Raw genomic sequence first — 20,439 nt, forward strand, 5'->3', positions numbered from 1 at the left:
TAACGACATGCTTGAATCTAATGACCAGGTCGCGCCTGAAGAGCAAGCCAAGAAGAAGACCAATATATTGAAAGTTAGGGATGACTCAAAGCCCTTGTACTTCACGACGACAGACACTGGCGAATTCGAGCTGTGTGATGGTTCCGATGCAGCATGGCTGAATGGCGAAGAACTAAACACCAAGGCTCTCAGAAAACATATTGAGCCTTGGCTGACGGCCTTGTTTCAATCTGAACACATGTCCGTTCTGGCTGGTTCCGGTTTAACTCACGCTGTTCATAAGATGGCCACTGGCGAGCTGGCAGCCGATATGTCTGGAGAAGTTTCTGACGGTAATTACAAAGAAAAAATTATCGCTGCAGCGAATGAATCAGCAAAGATTGCCGGCAGGGAGAAAAGCAATATTGAAGACAAGGTTCGGGTGGCTAACGAGCTTCTTCGTGGCCTGGAGATTCTCCAGAAGGCAGACGAGGCCGAGACTTTACGTACCGATATATCAAATGCAATGAGTGGTCTTGCGGAAGCCATTCTCAAAAGCGAAGAGAACATTGCCATTGTACAAGAGGAAAAGCGCGAACGTGCATTCAATGCGTTGACCACCTTCCTGATGAGCTTCTCTAGCCGGACGGGCACGCGTGACCGACTGAACATATTCACCACCAACTATGATCGCCTGATCGAAGCGGGGGCAGAGCTTGCTGGCTTGCATCTTCTGGACAGGTTTGTTGGCAACCTGATGCCAATCTTCAGAACATCTCGGCTGGATCTCGACATGCACTACAACCCACCGGGGATTCGCGGTGAGCCTCGTTACCTGGAAGGTGTGGCGCGCTTTACCAAGCTGCATGGTTCAGTGGATTGGGTGCAAACGAAAGACGATATTCGACGAGTCGGACTCCCGTTTGGTGCCGATAAAGTAGAACCGTTTTTTCAGATCCCGGGCATGGATGAGGTAACGCCACACCGATTGATGATCTATCCCAACTCCGCCAAGGACAGGGAAACCGCAGAATATCCCTATGTCGAGCTGTTTCGGGACTTGGCAGCCGCAGTATGCCGTCCCAACAGTACTCTGGTGACCTATGGGTACAGCTTCGGTGATGAGCATATCAACCGTGTGATCCGCGACATGCTCACCATTCCGTCCACCCATCTAGTGGTGATCTCGATGGATGACAGCCTCGGTCGTATCCAGACGCTTGCCAATGAAAGGAAGTCCCAGGTCAGTCTGCTCATCGGCCCGCAGTTGGCCAACCTGGAGACCTTGACCGAGAGCTTCCTGCCCAAAGCTGCCATTGATCGCACCACCTTTCGCATGGCTGAACTGCTCAAGCAACGGTATGGCATCGACGGACAAGGGAAGAAGACTGAGAAAGATAGTGAGGAGGGAGCACTGTGAGCCTTTCTCCACTAGCGTATGCAGACTCGCTGCGCGTAGGTATCGTGGACTTCGTCTCTCCGGACGAAATCAAGGTGCTTCTGGACATTGAGACGCCAGACGTCGTCGCTCTGAATACGGGAACCCCCAGGCCTTTTCCACGTATCAATGGCTATGTACTGATGCCCGGTGAACAAGGGCGCCTTGTCGCCCAAGTGGAATGGATTACTGTAGAGCGCTCACAGTATCCGAAACGAAAGGGAATGCAGGACTTCGGCCTGGTCGACTTGCCTTACCCGCTACGCAAGATGAGCCTCAACCCGCTCGGGAGTCTTGTCTACGAAGGCAAGGATGGGGATATCGAGCAGTACAGCTTCAAGCGAGGCGTTGAAGCTTATCCAACTGTTGGTGACCCTGTGCTACTGCCCACTGAAGTGCAGCTCAGGTCCATTGTAGAGTCTGGAGAGCACCGCCGAATCAAAATTGGAACAAGCCCGCTAGCTGCCAATGCAACGGTTAGTGTTGATCCTGATCGTTTGTTTGGGCGCCACCTGGCTGTGCTGGGTAACACGGGCAGTGGCAAATCCTGTTCGGTGGCGGGCTTGATTCGCTGGTCTTTGGAGGCTGCTGAGAAAGCACGGGGAAGCAAACCCAATGCGCGCTTTATCGTGCTTGATCCGAATGGTGAGTATGCCAATACCTTTAAGGATATGGGAAATGTTCGTGTCTTCGCTGTAGAGCCGGGCGAGCAAGTTGAGCCGGGCGAGCAAGTTGAGCAACTACAAGTGCCTCTGTGGTTCTGGAATAGTGCGGAGTGGAGTTCTTTTACCCAAGCTAGCGCAAAAACCCAGCGGCCGACGCTAATTCAATCCCTTCGTTCAGTGCGCGATGGTGCAGTGGAGACATTCGTCACACCAAGCCATGAAATGCGTCGTTTCCTTCGAACCATAGTGAGCGTAATTCAAATTGAACGGAATGCCGGGCGGCCGTGGGCGAACTTCCCCCATCCTAAGAATTTCCTCGAAAAGATAAACAAGTGGCAGGATGGATTGGTTGAAGATGCATCCTTCTCTCACGCAGAAAAGAATGCCCTGGATGAACTTAGGGACAAGATTTCGGATTTTGTCACAGCGCGAACACCAACAGCTGCCAATAGGTACCCTAATGGAGATTTTACGCGGACAGAAATAGACGAGTTCTTGTCGCTTGCTCAGGCTGCTCATTCCGCCTTCGGGGGCAGTGACACCGACACTCTTCCTATTGACGCCGATGTACCGCGCGCCTTTACAGGCGATCAACTCCTGCGCAGCGTGGAAGCCAACGCCGAGTTATTGAATGTCTCTGAGTACGTCGAGACCATGTTGATGCGTATCCGAACAATCCTCTCGGACAGCCGCATGAAGAACATCACCAGCGGTTCGGAGGATACCACTCTAGATGGATGGCTAACTAATTATATCGGCGACAACCAAGCCTCCAACGGCTCGGTTACGGTGATCGACCTCTCACTGGTCCCGGCAGAAGTGGTGCACATCATCACTGCCGTGATTGCCCGTATGACACTGGAAGCCTTACAGCGTTACCGCAGAATGAATCATGGCAAGACCTTGCCAACCGCGCTGGTCATGGAAGAAGCCCACACCTTTATTCGGCGTTACACGGACGATGCGGAAAACCAGAATTCTGCCGCTATCTGTTGCCAAGTCTTTGAGAAGATCGCCCGTGAGGGACGCAAGTTCGGCTTAGGACTTGTTTTGTCGTCCCAGCGCCCCAGTGAGCTTTCGCCTACGGTGTTATCCCAGTGCAATAGCTACCTGCTCCATCGCATCAGCAATGACCGGGATCAGGAACTGGTACACAGGCTCGTGCCAGACAATCTGCGCGGCCTGTTACGTGACCTCCCATCTTTGCCTTCGCAGCACGCCATTTTGCTGGGCTGGGCATCAGAGCTGCCTGTGCTCGTGAAGATGAATAGTTTGCGAGAAGAGCAGCGACCGAAGTCAGATGACCCGGACTTCTGGGCAGTTTGGTCCGGAGAGGGCTTAGAGAAGGATAATAATGGCCAGCCTATCGAAAGGTCAGTTGACTGGCAGGCTATAGCAGCAGATTGGCAACAGACACAACCAAACCAAACAGAAGAAGACACCGATGACTTGATCGGAGATGCCGGAGGGGATGACGATGACATCCCGTTCTGAAGTGGGTCAGCATCAAGTCGTAAAGCTGAATTACGAACTAAACGAATCACCCCGCTGATTCCAGATCAGCGGTAAGAGGATAGAGAATGGACAAACTGAAAATGCACTCCCTGGACCTTACGCAAGACAATATTGCCCGTATCCGCGAGCTGTTTCCCGGCTGCGTGACCGAGGCCCAGGGCGACGACGGTCAGTTAAGGCTTGCGGTCGATTTCGACCAGCTGCGGCAGGAGCTGTCCGAGTTCATCGTGGAAGGCCCGCAGGAGCGTTACCACCTCAACTGGCCAGGCAAGCGGGAAGCCCTGCTCACAGCCAACGCGCCCATCGTCAAGACCCTGCGCCCCTGCCGGGAAGAGAGCGTGGATTTCGACACCACGAAGAACCTGTTTATCGAGGGTGATAATCTGGAAGCCTTGAAGCTGCTCCAGGAGACCTACCTTGGCAAGATCAAGATGATCTATATCGACCCGCCATACAACACGGGTAACGACTTCATTTATGAGGATGACTACTCAGAGAATACGGATGAGTTTTTATCTCGATCAAACCAAAAGGATGCGGAAGGCAATCGGTTGGTGGCGAATACAGAGGCCAATGGGAGGTTCCATTCCGACTGGATATCGATGATTTTTTCTCGCCTGAAGTTGGCAAGAAACCTACTCAAGGAAGATGGATTAATATTTATTAGCATCGATGATGGCGAGGTTGCAAATCTACGAAAGTGTTGCGATGAAATTTTTGGTGAAAATAATTTCATTGCTCAGATTGCCTGGGAGAAGAGATACACCCGCTCAAACAATGCAAAGCGGTTCTATTCTTTAAAAGACACCATCTTGGTCTTTAGAAAGTCCGAACTACTTGCCGTAATCAAAGAACCGCGAACAGATAAGGCGGACTCAAGCTATCGCAACCCAGACAACGACCCTAAAGGTCCATGGACTACATCCTCATATGTAAATCCTGCAACAAAAGAGGCTCGTCCCAATCTGGTGTATGGCATAGCGAATCCTTTTACAGGAGAAATGGTAAACCACCCCACTCACGCATGGAAGTTCGGGCTTACAGAGCACAAGGCACATGTGGAAGATAAACGGCTGTGGTGGGGCAATGACGGTGGTGCAGAATTTCCTCGCTTGAAGATTTACTTGTCTGAGCAAACGGAGGGAATGGTTCCTATAGATGTGTGGGATTACAAATCGTCAGGAACAACTGATGAGGGTGGGGCCGAAATTAAAGAGCTTTTTGGCGCAGCAGTTTTCGACACCCCAAAGCCAACAAAACTTTTGAGACGCATGCTAGGGATTGCAACAGAAGTCTCTGAAAATGACATTGTTCTCGATTTCTTTGCTGGATCAAGCAGTAGTGCTGCAGCCGTCATTCTGCAGAACGCCGAGGATGGAGGAAATCGCAGAACGATATCAGTTCAGATTGGTGAGCCTTGTGCAAAAGGATCTATTGCTGATAAGGAAGGATTCACTTCAATTTCGGAGATTTCAAAAGAGCGTATCCGCCGAGCAGGTAAAAAGATTCTGGAAGGAAAGTGCCACGAGAAATGGAATAAAGATATCGGCTTCCGCGTGCTGAAAGTCGACTCATCGAATATGACCGACGTCTATTACACGCCGGATGCCATCGACCAGGCCCAGGTCGACGCCTTTGTTGACAACATCAAGCCGGACCGCAAACCCGAAGACCTACTCTTCCAGGTATTGCTGGACTGGGGCGTGGATCTTTCACTGCCCATCCGAAAAGAGACCATCCAGGGCAAGACCGTCTTCTTTGTCAATGAGCCGCCCTACGATCTTGTCGCCTGCTTCGATACCGGCGTGAATGAGGACCTGGTCAAGGAGCTGGCCCGGTTTGAGCCGCTGCGGGTTGTGTTCCGCGACACCGGCTTTGTCTCCGACGCCGTTAAGATCAACGTGGAGCAGATCTTTAAGCAGATGTCTCCGGGCACTGAAGTGAAAGCGATTTAAGGGGCTATACGATGAAGTTAAAATTCAAAGTACAGCCCTATCAGACCAGCGCGGTGGAATCCGTGGTGGACTGTTTTGCCGGGCAGCTTAATACCGCAGGTTTCACCTATCGAATTGATCCGGGGATCAGCAAAGCCCAGAAAAAAGCCGCCGCTACCGGCCAAAAAGGGTTTGCCTACGAAGAGGAACAACAAACCGGCTTCAAGAACGCCGATCTCCAGCTGACCGATGCCCAGCTGCTGACCAATATCCATGCCGTACAGCGGCGGCAGAATCTGCCCTTGTCCGACAAACTGGTGTCAAGCGCCGGATGCAAGGTCAATCTTGACGTCGAGATGGAAACCGGGACCGGCAAGACCTACTGCTATGTCAAAACCTTCTTCGAGATGAACAAGCGGTACGGCTGGACCAAGTTCATCGTGGTGGTGCCCAGCATTGCCATCCGTGAGGGTGTACTCAAGTCACTGGAGATTACCGCCGAACACTTCACCGAGAGCTATGGCAAGAAAGCCCGCTTCTTTGCCTACAACTCCAGGCAGCTGCACCATCTGGAAAGCTTCTCTTCCGATGCGGGCATCAACGTCATGGTCATCAATATCCAGGCGTTCAACGCCACGGGAAAGGATAACCGCCGCATCTATGACGAGCTGGACGACTTCCAGTCGCGCAAGCCTATCGATGTGATCAGCAGCAACCGCCCCATCCTGATCCTGGATGAACCACAGAAGATGGAAGGCAAAAAGACGCTGGAGGCACTGGCCAAGTTCAAACCGCTGATGATCCTGCGCTATTCGGCCACCCACCGGACCACGCACAACAAGATCCACCGCCTCGACGCCCTGGATGCCTATAACCAGAAGCTGGTGAAGAAGATCGCGGTGCGCGGCATCGCAGTGAAAGGTCTGGCTGGCACCAACGCCTATCTCTACCTGGAATCCATCGAAATTTCCAAGAAGGCACCAGTTGCCCGAATTGAAATGGAAGTGCGCCAGGGTGGCGGGATCAAACGGATCGTCAAACGACTGGAACGCGGCAAGGATCTGTTCGTTGAATCAAATGAGCTGGACCAATATCGCGGCTTCGTCATCGCCCAGATCGACGCCAACAAGGACGAGGTGGAATTCACCAATGGCCATGTGCTGAGTGCTGGCGATGCAACCGGTGACATTACGGAAATGGCTATCCGGAGGATTCAGATCCGGGAGGCGATCAAGGCTCATCTTGAGAAAGAGCAGGTTCTCTTTGCTCAGGGCATCAAGGTGCTGTCCCTATTCTTCATCGATGAGGTGGTCAAATACCGAGACTATAGCCAAGCCGATGAGCAGGGTGAGTATGCCCGGATCTTTGAAGAAGAGTACGAACAGCTCAAAGCTGAATATCTCGGTGAACTGGCTCTCGACAACGAAGCCTATCGCAAATACCTGGCTGGCATTCATGTCGGCCGCACCCACAACGGTTACTTTTCTATCGATAAGAAAGGACGGATGGTGGATACCCTTAAAGCCGCCAAGTCTGAAAAAGAGCAGAGTACAGATGTCGATGCCTACGATCTGATCCTTAAAAAGAAAGAACAACTCTTGTCTTTTGATGAGCCAACCCGCTTTATCTTCTCCCACTCCGCCCTGCGGGAAGGCTGGGACAACCCCAATGTCTTCGTCATGTGCATGCTCAAGCACAGCGATAACACAATCTCGCGCCGCCAGGAGGTTGGCCGGGGATTGCGGATCAGCGTCAACCAGCACGGGGATCGCATGGACAACCCGGCAACGGTCCATGACGTGAATATCCTGACCGTAGTCGCCAGCGAGAGCTACAAGGATTTTGTCGGAAACCTTCAGCGCGAGATCAGCGACTCCCTTTCTGCACGCCCCCGTAAGGCGGACGAAGCCTACTTCACCGGGAAGGTCATTACCACGGAAACCGGTACGGTGGAAATTACCGCAGGTCTAGCCAAGCAAATATACAAGTACCTGCTCAAGAACGACTACACCGATGACGCGGATCAGGTTGCCGAAGCCTACCACGAGGCAAAAGCCAACGGGACCCTGGCGGAACTTCCGCCCGAGCTTGCCCCTCATGCCGAACAGATTTTCGGCCTGATCGACAGCGTCTTCAGCGAATCCCAGCTACCCGACATGGGGGATGACCGCAAGCCGAAGACCAATCCTCTGAATGCCAATTTTGAGAAAAAAGAGTTCAAGGCACTCTGGAGCCGGATCAATCAGAAAGCGGTCTACCGCGTCGAGTTCGATTCCAGTGAACTCATCCGAAACAGCATCCGGACTCTGGACAAAGAGCTGCGGGTGGCTCCATTGCAGTACACCATCCAAAGCGGCCTCCAGGGCGATCAGATCACCGATGCCCAGCTCAGAAGCGGTGATGGATTTGCGCTGACCAATACCTCGGTTGAAACCCATAATGCTTCAATCCATTCCATGGTCACCTATGACCTGCTCGGGAAAATCGCCGAAAACACCCAACTGACAAGAAAGACAATCGCTGAAGTTTTGAGCGGCGTTCAGGCGCCGGTGTTCAAGCAATTCAAGCAGAATCCGGAGCATTTCATCGCCGAGAGTTCACGGCTTATCAATGAGCAAAAAGCCACGATCATCATTGAGCGGCTAAGCTACGACAACATCGCCGAGACCCACGATATCGATATTTTCACCGCAGGCCAAAGCAAGCAGGACTTCACCAGAGCCAGCGAGAAGCTGAAGAACCACATCTACGATTATGTGATCACCGACTCCAAGGTTGAGCGGGAGTTTGTGAAAGAGCTGGACACCAGTACCGAGGTGGTCGTTTACGCAAAGCTCCCCCGAGGGTTCCTGATTCCGACCCCCGTCGGCGACTATAACCCGGACTGGGCCATTTCCTTCAAGGAAGGCTCGGTCAAGCACATCTATTTCGTCGCCGAGACCAAAGGCTCCATGTCCAGCATGGAATTGCGGGCCATCGAGCATACGAAAATCGAATGCGCCCGCAAGTTCTTCGCGGAGGTCAACCGCAAGATTGATCCGGAGAACGTGAAGTACGACGTGGTGACCAGTTATGGGAAGCTGATGGAGATTGTTGGGGCTGGAACGGTTTCATCCGGCGGAGGGGCTTGTTGATGAGCGGCGAGATAAAGAAGATTGATTCGATCAAAAATATGGCGGTCTTTCAGGACTTTCGATGGGCTTCATCCGTCAGGGATGGCGGCAATAACATCGCTGAGTTCAAAAAGATCAATATTCTTTATGGCCGCAATTATTCCGGTAAAACAACTTTATCACGGATTTTTAGAGCTCTCGAAACCGGTTCGATCTCCGATAAATATATCTCGCCTGAATTTGAGTTGTCTTTTGACGGCGGTAGTAATGCCACGCAAAACTCATTGAATAGCCATGGCCAAGTGGTTCGGGTTTTCAATGAAGATTTTGTCAGAGATAATCTGCGCTTCATCGTTGATGACGAACAGACCATCAATTCGTTCGCCATCTTGGGGGAAGATAATACCAAGTTTGAGGAAGAAATCGAAAAGCATGAAGCGGAACTCGGGAGCGAAGAGGATAGGTCAGGACTACTTGGTGACCTCCTCGGTGCTGAGGATAAATTCAAAGAAGCCCGAAAAGCCCATGACGATAAGTCGTCAGAATTGGAAGGAAAGTTACGTGACAAAGCCAATAAGGCAGGCACCGGAATTAAGCACAATAAATCCTTTGGAGATGCCAACTACAATGTGCCAAAAATAAAAACAGACATCACGACTGTTACCAAAGATACTTACTCCCCGCTTATTGATGAGCAGGTAGGCAAGTTTCATGACCTCCTCAGAGAAGAACCTAAACCGGAGATTCCGGAATCATCATCTTTTAATCTTCAATACTCTGTGATCGCATCAAAGGCTAAAGAGCTAATTGAAAAAAAGATTCAGGCTTCTGACCCAATTCAGGAATTGTTAAACGATGCGACGTTGGCGACGTGGGTGAGGACTGGTCGGGGACATCATCAAGGGAAAAGAGATAAGTGCGCGTTTTGTGGTAGCGATCTTCCTCCAGATTTATGGGAAAAGCTGGACAAGCATTTTAATCAGGAGTCTGAAGAGCTTCGTCAAGCATTGGATAACCTGCTTGGATCGATTGAACGTGAGCGATCCCGAGTTCCTAATTTGCTGAAAATCAAGAATTCGGATTTCTACTCTAATTTCACCACTGACTTGGATTCGCTGGTAGAACAATTGTCAACCCAATCAGCTTCTTATTGTGCAAGTCTGGACTCCATTAAAGAGCAGATTGAAAAACGAAAAGACGACATCTTTACTCCTCTCGAATTTGATGAGCCTGAATCCTTTGAGAATGCTTTGAATGCGGTTAGAGATTCGTTTGAACAAGTCAGGAACGAATCAAATCAGTTCACTGCTTCGCTGAGTGCCGATCAATCGGAAGCTCGCGCTGCTCTCCGCCTCCATGAAGTTCATACATTCATTAACGACATAAAATATGAAGGTGAATGCACAGCCATTGATACTTTAAACGCGGCAATGGGCAAAGCAGAGGAAGCTAAGAATACCGCAAAGGAAAAAGTCGATGCCAAGCGAGCAAAGATCAATGAGTTGAAGGCCCAGCTGAAAGATGAAAGTAAAGGAGCTGACCGTGTAAATGACTATTTGAACAATTTCTTTGGGCACCAGTCACTTTCACTCAAAGCCATTGAAGAAAACCCCGAGGATGCTTCATCGGGATACCGGTTTGAAGTAACTCGCAACGATAAGAAGGCATTCCACCTTAGTGAGGGAGAATGCAGTTTGATAGCTTTCTGTTACTTCATGGCAAAGCTTGAGGATATTGAGACTAAAGGTAATCAGCCAATTATCTGGATCGATGATCCCATTTCCAGTCTGGATGCAAACCATATCTTTTTTGTCTACAGCCTTATCAATGCTGCAATTGTGAAACCGAAAAACCTTTTGCAGCTATTTATCTCCACACACAATCTCGATTTCTTGAAATACCTAAAGAGAATTTCCAATGATTATAATGGTAAAGGCGATAAGCGGATAAAAATACGTGAGTTTTTTCTGGTGGAGCGTTCGGACGATTCAAGTCAAATATGTCTAATGCCCGGATACCTGAAAAACTATGTTACGGAGTTTAATTATTTATTCCATCAGATTTATAAGTGTGCAACCGCTGAGTCTATTGATGATGGAAATTATCACGAGTTCTATAACTTCGGGAATAATGCCAGAAAATTTTTGGAAATATACCTTTATTACAGATATCCCAATGGCGTTGATGGCGACGACAAGTTATTAAAGTTTTTTGGTGAAGATAGCATTCCGGCAATATTTACGGACCGAGTTAATAACGAGTATTCACATTTGTGTGGCGGATTTGAGCGTGGTGCTTCTCCAATAGAAGTTCCCGAAATGAAGACCGTTGCTCAGCAGATTATTTCGAAGATCAAGGATGATGCTGATCAGTATTCAGCTCTTCTTCAAAGTATCGGGGTAAAAGATGATCTGATCGAGAAGGACTTTAATAAGACGCAGGAGGCTCAATGAAAATCCTCCACACATCCGACTGGCATATCGGCCGAACTCTTTACGGCAGAAAACGCTATGAGGAGTTCGAGGTCTTTCTGACCTGGCTGGCGGAGACGATTCAGGATAATGCAATTGATGCCCTGCTGGTGGCAGGTGATGTCTTTGACACCAGCGCTCCGAGTAATCGCGCCCAAGAACTCTATTATCGGTTCCTGTGCCGGATGGCCGCCTCATCCTGTCGGCATGTTGTCGTGGTCGCGGGCAACCACGATTCACCGTCCTTTCTCAATGCTCCCAAGGAGCTGCTCAAGGCCCTTGATGTCCACGTGGTCGGTAGTAGCACGGAATCCCCAGAAGACGAAGTGCTGGTGCTCCGTAATGAGCAGGACGCTCCGGAATTGATTGTCTGTGCCGTGCCCTATCTCCGCGACAGGGATATCCGCGTGGCGGAAGCAGGTGAGAGTGTCGAGGACAAGGAGCGGAAGCTAATTGACGGCATCCGCAATCATTACACCGCCGTCGCTGCCTTGGCCGAGCAGAAGCGCGAGGAACTCGGTGCTGATATTCCCATCGTCGCCATGGGACATCTGTTCACCGCTGGCGGAAAAACCGTCGACGGTGATGGCGTGCGCGAACTCTATGTCGGCTCGTTAGCCCATGTGGCAGCCGGGATTTTCCCTACGAGTTTTGATTACCTGGCGCTTGGACACCTCCACGTCCCGCAAAAGGTGAACGGTTCCGAAACCATACGGTACAGCGGATCTCCTCTGCCCATGGGGTTCGGGGAGGCAAAACAGCAGAAGAGCGTTTGCCAGGTTACCTTTGATCAGATAGAGGGCCACAGCACGGCTGCATCCGTACAACTGATCGACGTGCCGGTGTTTCAGAAACTCGAGCGCGTCAAGGGAGACTGGGACGACATCTCAAACCGCATCCTCGAATTGTCGGCAATGGGCTCCCCAAATGAATCAGGAGTCTGGCTCGAAGTCATTTACGACGGCATTGAGGTCATTGGCGACCTGCGTGAGCGCCTGGAAGCTGCGATTTCCGGCACCCAAATGGAAATTCTCCGGATAAAGAACAACCGCATCATCGACCGCGTGCTGGGACAAATCCATGAAGAGGAAACACTCGACGATCTGAACGTGAACGACGTGTTCGAACGATGCCTCGCTGTCCATGACGTGCCCGAAGAGCAGCGGCCTGAGCTGCTTCGGGCCTATCAGGAAACGGTCTCGTCTCTCTATGAAGACGACGTGCAGGCGGAATAGAGAGGCTGTCCATGAGAATACTGCAGGTACGCTTCAAGAATCTGAACTCACTGGTCGGCGAATGGGAAATCGACCTGACGCACCCGGCCTTCGCCTCTGACGGCATTTTTGCAATCACCGGCCCCACCGGCGCGGGGAAGACCACGATCCTCGATGCCATTTGTCTCGCCCTTTACGGACGGACGCCTCGCCTGAACAAGGTCACCAAGAGCGGAAACGAAATCATGTCCCGCCAGACCGGTGAGTGCTTTGCCGAGGCGACCTTCGAAACCCAGGCCGGTCGCTACCGCTGTCACTGGAGCCAGCACCGGGCTCGCAAAAAACCGGATGGCGAGCTCCAGGCCCCGAAACACGAAATTGCCAATGCCGATTCCGGCGAGATCTTCGAATCCAAGATCAGAGGGGTAGCCGACCAGATCGAGTCGGCTACCGGCATGGATTTTGACCGTTTCACCCGGTCTATGCTGCTTGCCCAAGGTGGTTTCGATACGTTTCTCAAGGCTGAGGCGGATAAACGGGCTCCGATCCTGGAGCAGATAACGGGCACAGAGATCTACAGCCAGATATCCATCCGTGTCCATGAGCGCCAGCGCGAAGAGCGGGAAAAACTGAACCTGCTCCAGGCCGAAACGGCAGGAATCGTGATTCTTGAGCCGGAGCAAGAACAAGAGATTGGGCAGGCCCTCGAGACAAAACAGAAAGAAGAGACCGATCTTGCTGCCAAAACCGCCGACACCGGGAAGGCCATTGCCTGGCTCACCACCATTGATGGTCTGAAGAAGGAAATCGTCAACCTAGCCGATGAGGCGAACAAGCTGCAAAGCGATATCGAGGCTTTCAAACCGGATCATGAAAAGCTCAACCAGGCTTTGAGTGCCGCCTCACTGGATGGAGCATACGCAACGCTCACAGCCACCCGTAAACAACAGGCGGATGACAGAGCAGCATTGAAAGCTGAAGAAGAGGCTCTTCCTGGATTGGAATCCTCCGCCAAGGACCAGGCCGAGGCACTGAAATCGGCTGAGCAACAAACCACTCGGGCCAAAGAAGAGCTGAAAGCGGCCGCGCCTACATTGCAGAAGGTTCGCGCCCTTGATCAGAAACTTGCCGATCAGAAAAAAGCTGTTTCGGAAGGTGATGAGGGCTGTAAGAAGGATGCGGCAAAGATTGATGCAGACAAAAAAGCCCGGATCGAGGAGCAGGAAAAACGTTCCAAGGCTCATAAGGCGCTGGAACTTGTTGACGGTTACCTCAAGGAGCATGCACAGGATGAATGGTTAATCAGCGGTCTGGCTGGCGTTGAAGAACAGTTCGGCGGCCTGCTCTCTAAGCAAAAAGAAATCGTTCAAAAAGAGGCTGAGCAAGAAACGGCCACGACGGCTCTGGAACAGGCGACAAAGTCACTCGACGGCTGTCAGAAACAATCCGGCATTCGGAAGCAGGGGCTGGAGGAAACCTCAAAACAGATTCAGCAGGGCAATGATGCATTGAGCCAGTTGCTGGGAGACCGCTTATTGCGAGAATACCGCACCGAGAAGGAAACCCTGCTGCGTGAAATGGCCTTCCTGTCGAAAATTGCGGAGCTTGAAGATCACCGGGTAAAACTGGAAGACGGCAAGCCTTGTCCACTCTGCGGCGCAACCGAACACCCCTTCGCGGAAGGGAATGTCCCTGTCCCCGATGAAACCGAACAGAAGATCGACGCCCTGACTAGGCTGATTAGCGAAGCCGAGGATCAGGAAGCCGCCATCAAGAAACTCGAAGCAGCAGAAAGCTTGGCCCGTAAAAACCTGACGGAGGCTGAAAAGCTGGAGTCGGCAGCGGCTCATGACAAGACGGCTGTCGAGAAAGCCCTTGGCGAGGTGAAGGACAGCTTGGAAAAATTCCAGGCTGATTTTGCCGAACGCCGTCAGGCCGTTACTACCAAGCTCCTGCCGTTTGGTATCGTGGACATCCCTGAAACGGACATTTCATCACTGATCGAAACCCTCAGAGTACGGCTGAAATCATGGCAAGCCCAGGTCAAGAAAAAGGCGGACATCGAGAAACAGATTGCCGACATCGATAGCGAGGTGAAGCGACTGGATGCGGTTATCGAAACCCAAAGCACCGCCTTGGCTGAAAAGCGGGAGCGCCTGGAGACCTTGAAAAAGGAACTCGCCACCGGAAGTGATGAGCGAAATACACTGTACGGCGACAAGAATCCCGACGAGGAGGAGCGCCACTTAAACAAGGCGGTATCTGACGCCGAAGGGGCCGAAAAGCAGGCCAGAGAACGGAACAATGAACTCCAACAAAAATGGAATACCGCGAAGGTCCATGTCGAATCTCTGAAGAAACGCATCGACCTACGAGAGCCGGAACTGAGAGGTCTGGAAACTGAATTCGCCGCAGCACTTGCGCCCGTGGGCCTTCCAAATGAAGAACGGTTCCTGGCGGCCAGACTGCCCTCTGAACGGAGGAGCGAGCTGACGGCCAAGGCCAAGGAACTGGATGAGCGTCAAACAGACCTGAAGGCCAGGCAAAAGGATCGCGAAACGCGCTTGGCCACGGAAATGGCCCGCAAGGTCACCGACAAACCTCTGGAAGAACTCGAACCCCAATTCAAGGAGCACGAGGAAGCCCTGAAAGAGCTGCGGGACATCATTGCCGGTCTCAAGCACAAGCTGAGCGAAAATACGGCCGCCAAAGAGCGGATAAAGGAGAAGCAAACGGCTATCGAGGTCCAGAAAAAAGAATGCCGAAGGTGGGAAAGTCTGCACGAATTGATCGGCTCTGCAGACGGTAAGAAGTACCGCAATTTTGCCCAGGGGCTGACCTTCGAAATGATGATTGGTCACGCCAACCGGCAACTGCAGAAAATGACCGACCGCTACTTGCTGACCCGTGATGACGATCAGCCCCTGGAACTCAATGTGGTTGACGACTACCAGGCGGGCGAGATTCGGTCCACGAAGAATCTTTCCGGCGGCGAGAGCTTTATCGTCAGTCTGTCGCTGGCGCTGGGGTTGTCCCACATGGCTAGCAAGAATGTCCGGGTGGATTCACTGTTCCTGGATGAAGGCTTCGGCACGCTGGACGAGGAAGCCCTCGACACCGCCCTGGAAACCCTCGCGGGTCTGCAGCAGGACGGCAAGCTAATTGGCGTAATATCGCACGTACCAGCCCTGAAGGAGCGAATCAGTACGCAGATCCAGGTGACGCCTCAAACTGGAGGCAGAAGTCAGATATCCGGGCCTGGATGCGGCAGGTTGAGCGCTGCAGAACCGGCCGTAGAAGCAGGTTAACTTGAGAATGTCAGACGATTTCAAAACAGCCAAAACCGCTCTCGCCAAGCTCCATCAGGATATGGAGGCCATCAACCGACTCGCCAGACCGTCCTACCTCGGTGTGATAGAGCAAATGGAGCGCACGCTGGAACCTATCCGTCGTCAGCATTTGGAGGTCAGTCGCGTTCTAGAAATGTCTGGAGCAGCGGCCCGGATGCAGGAGATCATCAGCGCCAATCAACATTGGCAGGAGTTAATAGAGCAGACCACTGCGGCAAGTCGTATTGCCGATAGCCTTGCAGCTCATCAATCCTGGCTTGAGCGTCTTGATTTCGTCCAACATGACTTCTCACACATTTCACAGCTGCAAGCATCCGCCAAGCTGGCCCTGTGTGATACATCCCTGCAACTTACAGCTACAGAACGGCTTATGGCAGGAGTCGACTTCGAGGTAATAAGGAATCGCTTTCAAATCGAGATGCCTGTCATTGCAGGGTTGGAGAGCTCAATAGCCCATGTGGCCTCCTCGTACGGGAGTTTGGCAGAGTCGTTGCGGGAGATCTCGGACATCACGCGCCTGCCTGCCTTCGTTTTGCCTGGGGCCACCCGTGAAATCTACACCACCAGCTTCGCGCTCGAGACCCTTCGTCCCTGGGATGAACGGGATGAGGAAGAAGTCGAAACGGAAATTCAGCTTGTCGCCGAAGCGGAGCTGGAAACATCGGGCTGCATTGCCCTCTTGCAGCAGGTAGATCCAGGGCTTGCACGGCCGTACATCGGCGCTCGGGATGCCTTGCATGATAAAAATGCCGACCGGGCAAGGCATATTCTGAGCTCGCTCAGAGAGCTGTGGAACCATCTACTCAGGCGATTGGCACCCGACGATCTCGTCGCCGCATGGATTCCGGGGGTACTCAATCAGAAGGACCTGCTACATGAAGGCAAGCCAACCCGTCGAGCCAGGGTACTTTATGTCTGCCGGGAGCTGAACAACGATCCGCTGACCGACTTCTTGATGCACGACACCCGGGCACTGGTGAAACTGATCGAGCTGTTCAACCGGGTTCACGAGTTGGAGACTGATTTGACCGACGAGCAGCTCAGGGCCATTCTCCTCAAGACCGATTCGTGGCTGATGTATATACTCCAAATTTCGGCTGGAAATTTTCACAAGTAAACAGGAGGCGACCATGCCAAAAAAATCCGGATCACACCATGTAGTCCCCAGCGCCAATGGCGGATGGGACGTCAAGAAGGACGGCGCGACCCGTAGCAGCGGCCACTTCGACAAGAAGCAAGATGCCGTCGATGCCGGGCGCAAGATCAGCCAGAATCAGGGTACCGAGTTCTACATCCACGGCAAGGACGGGAAGATCCAGAACAAGGACAGCCACGGAAACGATCCGTATCCACCCAAGGGCTGACGCAAGCAATCATGGCAGGGACTGGCCTCTGGTGTGGGGGTATTAGTTGTTAGTTGAATTGAACCTCGGCCTTGTATGATTATTTGAGCGTGCATGCTTCTCAAGTATCATTGGGATCACCCATATCGATCCGCCAGTCATCTTTGTCGTACAGACCGGCACCTGAATGGCCGTCTCTGAGTTCTGGCTGTTTCTCTTCGCCCATATCGGTCTGCTGGACGAGCCAAGCCGCTACCAGTAGAAACGCCATAAGCAAGGCCAGCCAGAATGCCATGTACAGCAATACTCCGAGCACGACGAGCTTTACGCTCCAGAACAACACCTTCCCCAGTTCTTCCGGTAGCCCCTTCTTCGCCAGCCATTGAATAGCTCGCGATTCCTGTCGCGTGAGACTGCGCCACGCAAGGCCCAGCCATCGGCCGGCGCGCTCGGTTTTCGTGATCGTCGGTGTCGCCTTCATCGCTTTTTCCTCTTGGAGGATTATCGCTTCTCCTTCTTCGACCAGTCGGATCGGCTTGCTGTCACGAGACTTTCCCAGTCATCCGGTGGGTTGCCTCGCTTGAGCATCTTTTCGAACACCGCGTAGGGGTCGGACTTGCTGCCGGATGACCGTAATGTCTGATCATCGTTGACCCAGGCAAACACGATGGTCTTCGACCTGGAGTCGTAGCGGAAGAACAGCCGGAAGCGCCTTCCGATCTTAGCTCGCCGCCAGTGCCGGTGCTCTGGCCCTAGCGTGTTGCCCTGCCGGTATTCATCTCGCCCTGGATCACTGGGCACGATCTCCAGGATCAACTGCGTCAGCGCCCTGAACAATTTGACGTTGGCGTTACTCTCGTAGCCTTTCGGGTCACTCCGCTGTGCACGCTCGGCGGCTGCGTGCAGCTTCTGCAATTGCTCCACGATGCAGTCATGGAACAACAGTATCCATCCATGGCGCTGCATCAAAGGGCTACTTCGCCTTCGATGTCCTCATTGATATCCACCGAGTGTTCCAGATTCGCCAGCATGGCCTGGGCAAGATCGTCCGGCAGGTTGCCAACGTGCTTACCCTGGCGGATGTCCTGCTCCAGCAATCCCAGGAAGGCACCGATGGCCGGGTCTTCATGTTTGGCGTCGGCACGGGTGACGATCACTTCGCCGCCGCGCAGTTCAAAGGACACCTTGCCCCCGGTGGTCACACCCAGGGCTTGTCGAATTGTCTTGGGCAAGGTGATCTGCCCTTTGGAAGTCAGGGTAGCTTGTTCATTGATGCCAGGCATGGTCGGGCTCCTGTCGGTGATACTCATGCCTATAGGGTAAGGATTATTCCTTACCTTGTCAATCCTGGCTTCCCCCGGTGTATTTTGCGGTCGCATGTCCCTCTCCTGTTGTTGCTGAAAGCACCGATGGTAGACAAGGTACAGCCAGCCTTCCGCAAACAATACGGAACCGCACGAATCCTATTTATTGTGGCTGGATACCATGGGCTAACTTATACCCTAGGGCTCATTAAGGGCCAAAGGGCTGGGAAGGGGCAAGGGAATGGTAGGAAGGGGAAAGGCTCTACCCGAAAAGGCCAAAAGGCCCCAGCCCGGTCACACTGTTCGGGGTTTCAGATGTTTTCCCTGTTCCAACGTAAAAGCGTCCGCCTGACCGCCGGCGAACCACAAGCCCCCGTCTCGGAGATGCCCAAAGGGCTGACGCGACCTGAGTCGGCCGCGTCTCTGCTGGCAACGCCTCGCCGGCGGAAACTGCTGGAACACATCTGGCAGCGGACGTCACTATCTCGTCGTCAATTCAACACTCTGTACCTGGCACCCCTGGAACGCTACGCGGAACTGGTCCAACAATTCCCGGCCTCTGAGGGGCATCACCACGCCTATCCTGGCGGAATGCTCGACCACAGCCTGGAAATCGTCGCCTATGCGCTCAAGTTGCGACAGTCCTACCTGCTGCCCGCCGGTACCACCCCGGAGACCCAGGCCGCCCAGGCGGAGGCCTGGACCGCGGCCACCGCCTATGCGGCGCTGCTGCACGACATTGGCAAAATCGCCGTCGACCTGCATGTGGAGCATACCGATGGCTCCCTCTGGCACCCCTGGCACGGTTCATTGCAGCGGCCATACCGGTTTCGTTATCGCAAGGACAGGGAGTACCGCCTGCACAGTGCCGCTACTGGACTCCTGTACACCCGGCTCCTCGATCGTGAAATCCTTGACTGGCTCAGCCAGTATCCCGATCTGTGGGCTGCCTTGCTGTATGTCCTGGCCGGGCAATATGAGCATGCCGGCACCCTCGGCGAGCTGGTAATACAGGCTGACCAGGCCTCGGTTGCCCAGGAACTCGGTGGCGACCCTGGCAAGGCGATCGCCGCGCCCAAACATACCCTGCAGCGGAAACTGCTGGATGGCCTGCGCTATCTGCTCAGGGAAGAGTTCAAACTTAACCAGCCCCAGGCCTCCGATGGCTGGCTGACTCAGGATGCCTTGTGGCTGGTGAGCAAGACCGTTTCCGACAAGCTGCGCGCCTATCTGCTGTCCCAGGGCATTGAAGGCATACCCTCCAACAACACTGCTCTGTTCAATATCATGCAGGACCACGGCATCGCACAGCCCACACCGGACGACAAAGCGATCTGGAAGGCGACCGTGACCAGCGATGGGGGCTGGTCGCACAGTTTCACGTTCCTGAAGCTATCACCGGCTGCAATTTGGGAAGCAGCCGACCGACCGCCTGCATTCACGGGGAACGTTGACGTCGATCAAGGGGAAGAGGATACGCCTGCACCCAGCGAAGGGAATGCCGGCCATCATGTGCCCGACGCCGATCTGGATCAGTCTGGGCCGACAGAATCAGTTATGGCAGACGATGGCGTAAACGCGCTGCTCAACCTACTGGATGACTCCTCGGCACCTACAACAGCCGACCCGCCGCAACCTCCAAAAGAAGAAGTCGTCGCTCCAGTGCCGGATGAGGAGCCAGAGCGGAGAAATGCCTCACCTTCCGGCGAACACTTCATGGAATGGCTGCGTCAGCGCATCCAGGCTCGAAAACTCATCATCAACGACGCCAAGGCGCTGGTACACACCGTAGACGGTACCGTGTATCTCGTCAGCCCGGGGGTGTTCCAGCGTTATGCCCAGGAGCATCCCCAGATAGCGAAGCTTGCCAAGACAGAGAAGCTCTCAGACTGGCAGTGGGCTCAGAAGAAGTTCGAAAAGTTGGGACTGCACCGCAAGCAAGACAATGGGCTGAACATCTGGACTTGCGAAGTCACCGGGCCACGCAAGTCGCGGCGGTTGCATGGCTACTTGTTGGCAGATGGCTCGGTGTTGTTCAACGAACCAATTCTAAATAATCCGTATTTGACGCTTTCGGTTGGCGAAGCTCAGTCCAACAGTGGTGCTACATAAA

General features: G+C 53.0%; 13 protein-coding genes. 10 read left to right on the top strand and 3 right to left on the bottom strand.

Features of this window, described 5'->3' with window-relative positions:
* Nucleotides 1-7: 7 nt before the first annotated feature.
* From R3F50_12205 to R3F50_12245, 9 genes are all read left to right on the top strand, one after another.
* Complete coding sequence (locus tag R3F50_12205; protein ID MEZ5491064.1) at nucleotides 8-1,399, top strand: SIR2 family protein; 1,392 nt, start codon at nucleotides 8-10, stop codon at nucleotides 1,397-1,399.
* On the top strand, nucleotides 1,396-3,576 hold the full coding sequence (locus R3F50_12210; protein ID MEZ5491065.1) for an ATP-binding protein: 2,181 nt from the start codon (nucleotides 1,396-1,398) through the stop codon (nucleotides 3,574-3,576). Before R3F50_12205 ends, R3F50_12210 begins: the two co-directional genes overlap by 4 nt.
* Before the next feature lie 86 nt (nucleotides 3,577-3,662).
* A complete protein-coding gene (locus R3F50_12215) occupies nucleotides 3,663-5,552 on the top strand; it encodes a site-specific DNA-methyltransferase (protein MEZ5491066.1) in 1,890 nt (629 codons plus the stop codon).
* A gap of 11 nt (nucleotides 5,553-5,563) precedes the next feature.
* Nucleotides 5,564-8,665, top strand: coding sequence for a DEAD/DEAH box helicase family protein (locus tag R3F50_12220; GenBank protein ID MEZ5491067.1), 3,102 nt, complete (start codon nucleotides 5,564-5,566; stop codon nucleotides 8,663-8,665).
* Nucleotides 8,665-11,097 carry an AAA family ATPase gene (locus R3F50_12225; protein ID MEZ5491068.1) on the top strand — a complete coding sequence of 811 codons (2,433 nt, stop codon included), beginning with the start codon at nucleotides 8,665-8,667 and terminating at the stop codon, nucleotides 11,095-11,097. Before R3F50_12220 ends, R3F50_12225 begins: the two co-directional genes overlap by 1 nt.
* A complete protein-coding gene (locus tag R3F50_12230; protein MEZ5491069.1) occupies nucleotides 11,094-12,350 on the top strand; it encodes an exonuclease SbcCD subunit D C-terminal domain-containing protein in 1,257 nt (418 codons plus the stop codon). The genes R3F50_12225 and R3F50_12230 overlap by 4 nt, the downstream gene beginning before the upstream one ends.
* 11 nt (nucleotides 12,351-12,361) lie before the next feature.
* Nucleotides 12,362-15,637: an AAA family ATPase gene (locus R3F50_12235; protein MEZ5491070.1), complete on the top strand. Its 3,276-nt coding sequence runs from the start codon at nucleotides 12,362-12,364 to the stop codon at nucleotides 15,635-15,637.
* Nucleotides 15,638-15,644: 7 nt separating this feature from the next.
* On the top strand, nucleotides 15,645-16,796 hold the full coding sequence (locus R3F50_12240; protein ID MEZ5491071.1) for a hypothetical protein: 1,152 nt from the start codon (nucleotides 15,645-15,647) through the stop codon (nucleotides 16,794-16,796).
* Nucleotides 16,797-16,809: 13 nt separating this feature from the next.
* On the top strand, nucleotides 16,810-17,043 hold the full coding sequence (locus R3F50_12245; GenBank protein MEZ5491072.1) for a DUF2188 domain-containing protein: 234 nt from the start codon (nucleotides 16,810-16,812) through the stop codon (nucleotides 17,041-17,043).
* 100 nt (nucleotides 17,044-17,143) lie between these two features.
* Here the strand turns inward: R3F50_12245 and R3F50_12250 are convergent, their stop codons facing one another.
* The 3 genes from R3F50_12250 to R3F50_12260 are packed head-to-tail and all read right to left on the bottom strand — an operon-like array spanning nucleotide 17,144 to nucleotide 18,305.
* The gene (locus tag R3F50_12250; GenBank protein ID MEZ5491073.1) at nucleotides 17,144-17,503 is read right to left on the bottom strand and encodes a DUF3742 family protein; all 360 of its coding nucleotides are present in this window, start codon (nucleotides 17,501-17,503) and stop codon (nucleotides 17,144-17,146) included.
* A 20-nt stretch (nucleotides 17,504-17,523) separates the two neighbouring features.
* A complete protein-coding gene (locus R3F50_12255; protein ID MEZ5491074.1) occupies nucleotides 17,524-17,988 on the bottom strand; it encodes a type II toxin-antitoxin system YhaV family toxin in 465 nt (154 codons plus the stop codon).
* On the bottom strand, nucleotides 17,988-18,305 hold the full coding sequence (locus R3F50_12260) for a type II toxin-antitoxin system PrlF family antitoxin (protein MEZ5491075.1): 318 nt from the start codon (nucleotides 18,303-18,305) through the stop codon (nucleotides 17,988-17,990). Before R3F50_12260 ends, R3F50_12255 begins: the two co-directional genes overlap by 1 nt.
* A 336-nt stretch (nucleotides 18,306-18,641) precedes the next feature.
* Between R3F50_12260 and mobH the strand changes: the two genes are divergently transcribed.
* Entirely contained in the window at nucleotides 18,642-20,438 is a 1,797-nt protein-coding gene (gene mobH, locus R3F50_12265; protein ID MEZ5491076.1) for a MobH family relaxase, read from the top strand.
* Nucleotide 20,439 lies beyond the last annotated feature (1 nt).

Source organism: Gammaproteobacteria bacterium (assembly GCA_041395725.1).
GTDB lineage: Bacteria > Pseudomonadota > Gammaproteobacteria > Pseudomonadales > Pseudohongiellaceae > NORP240.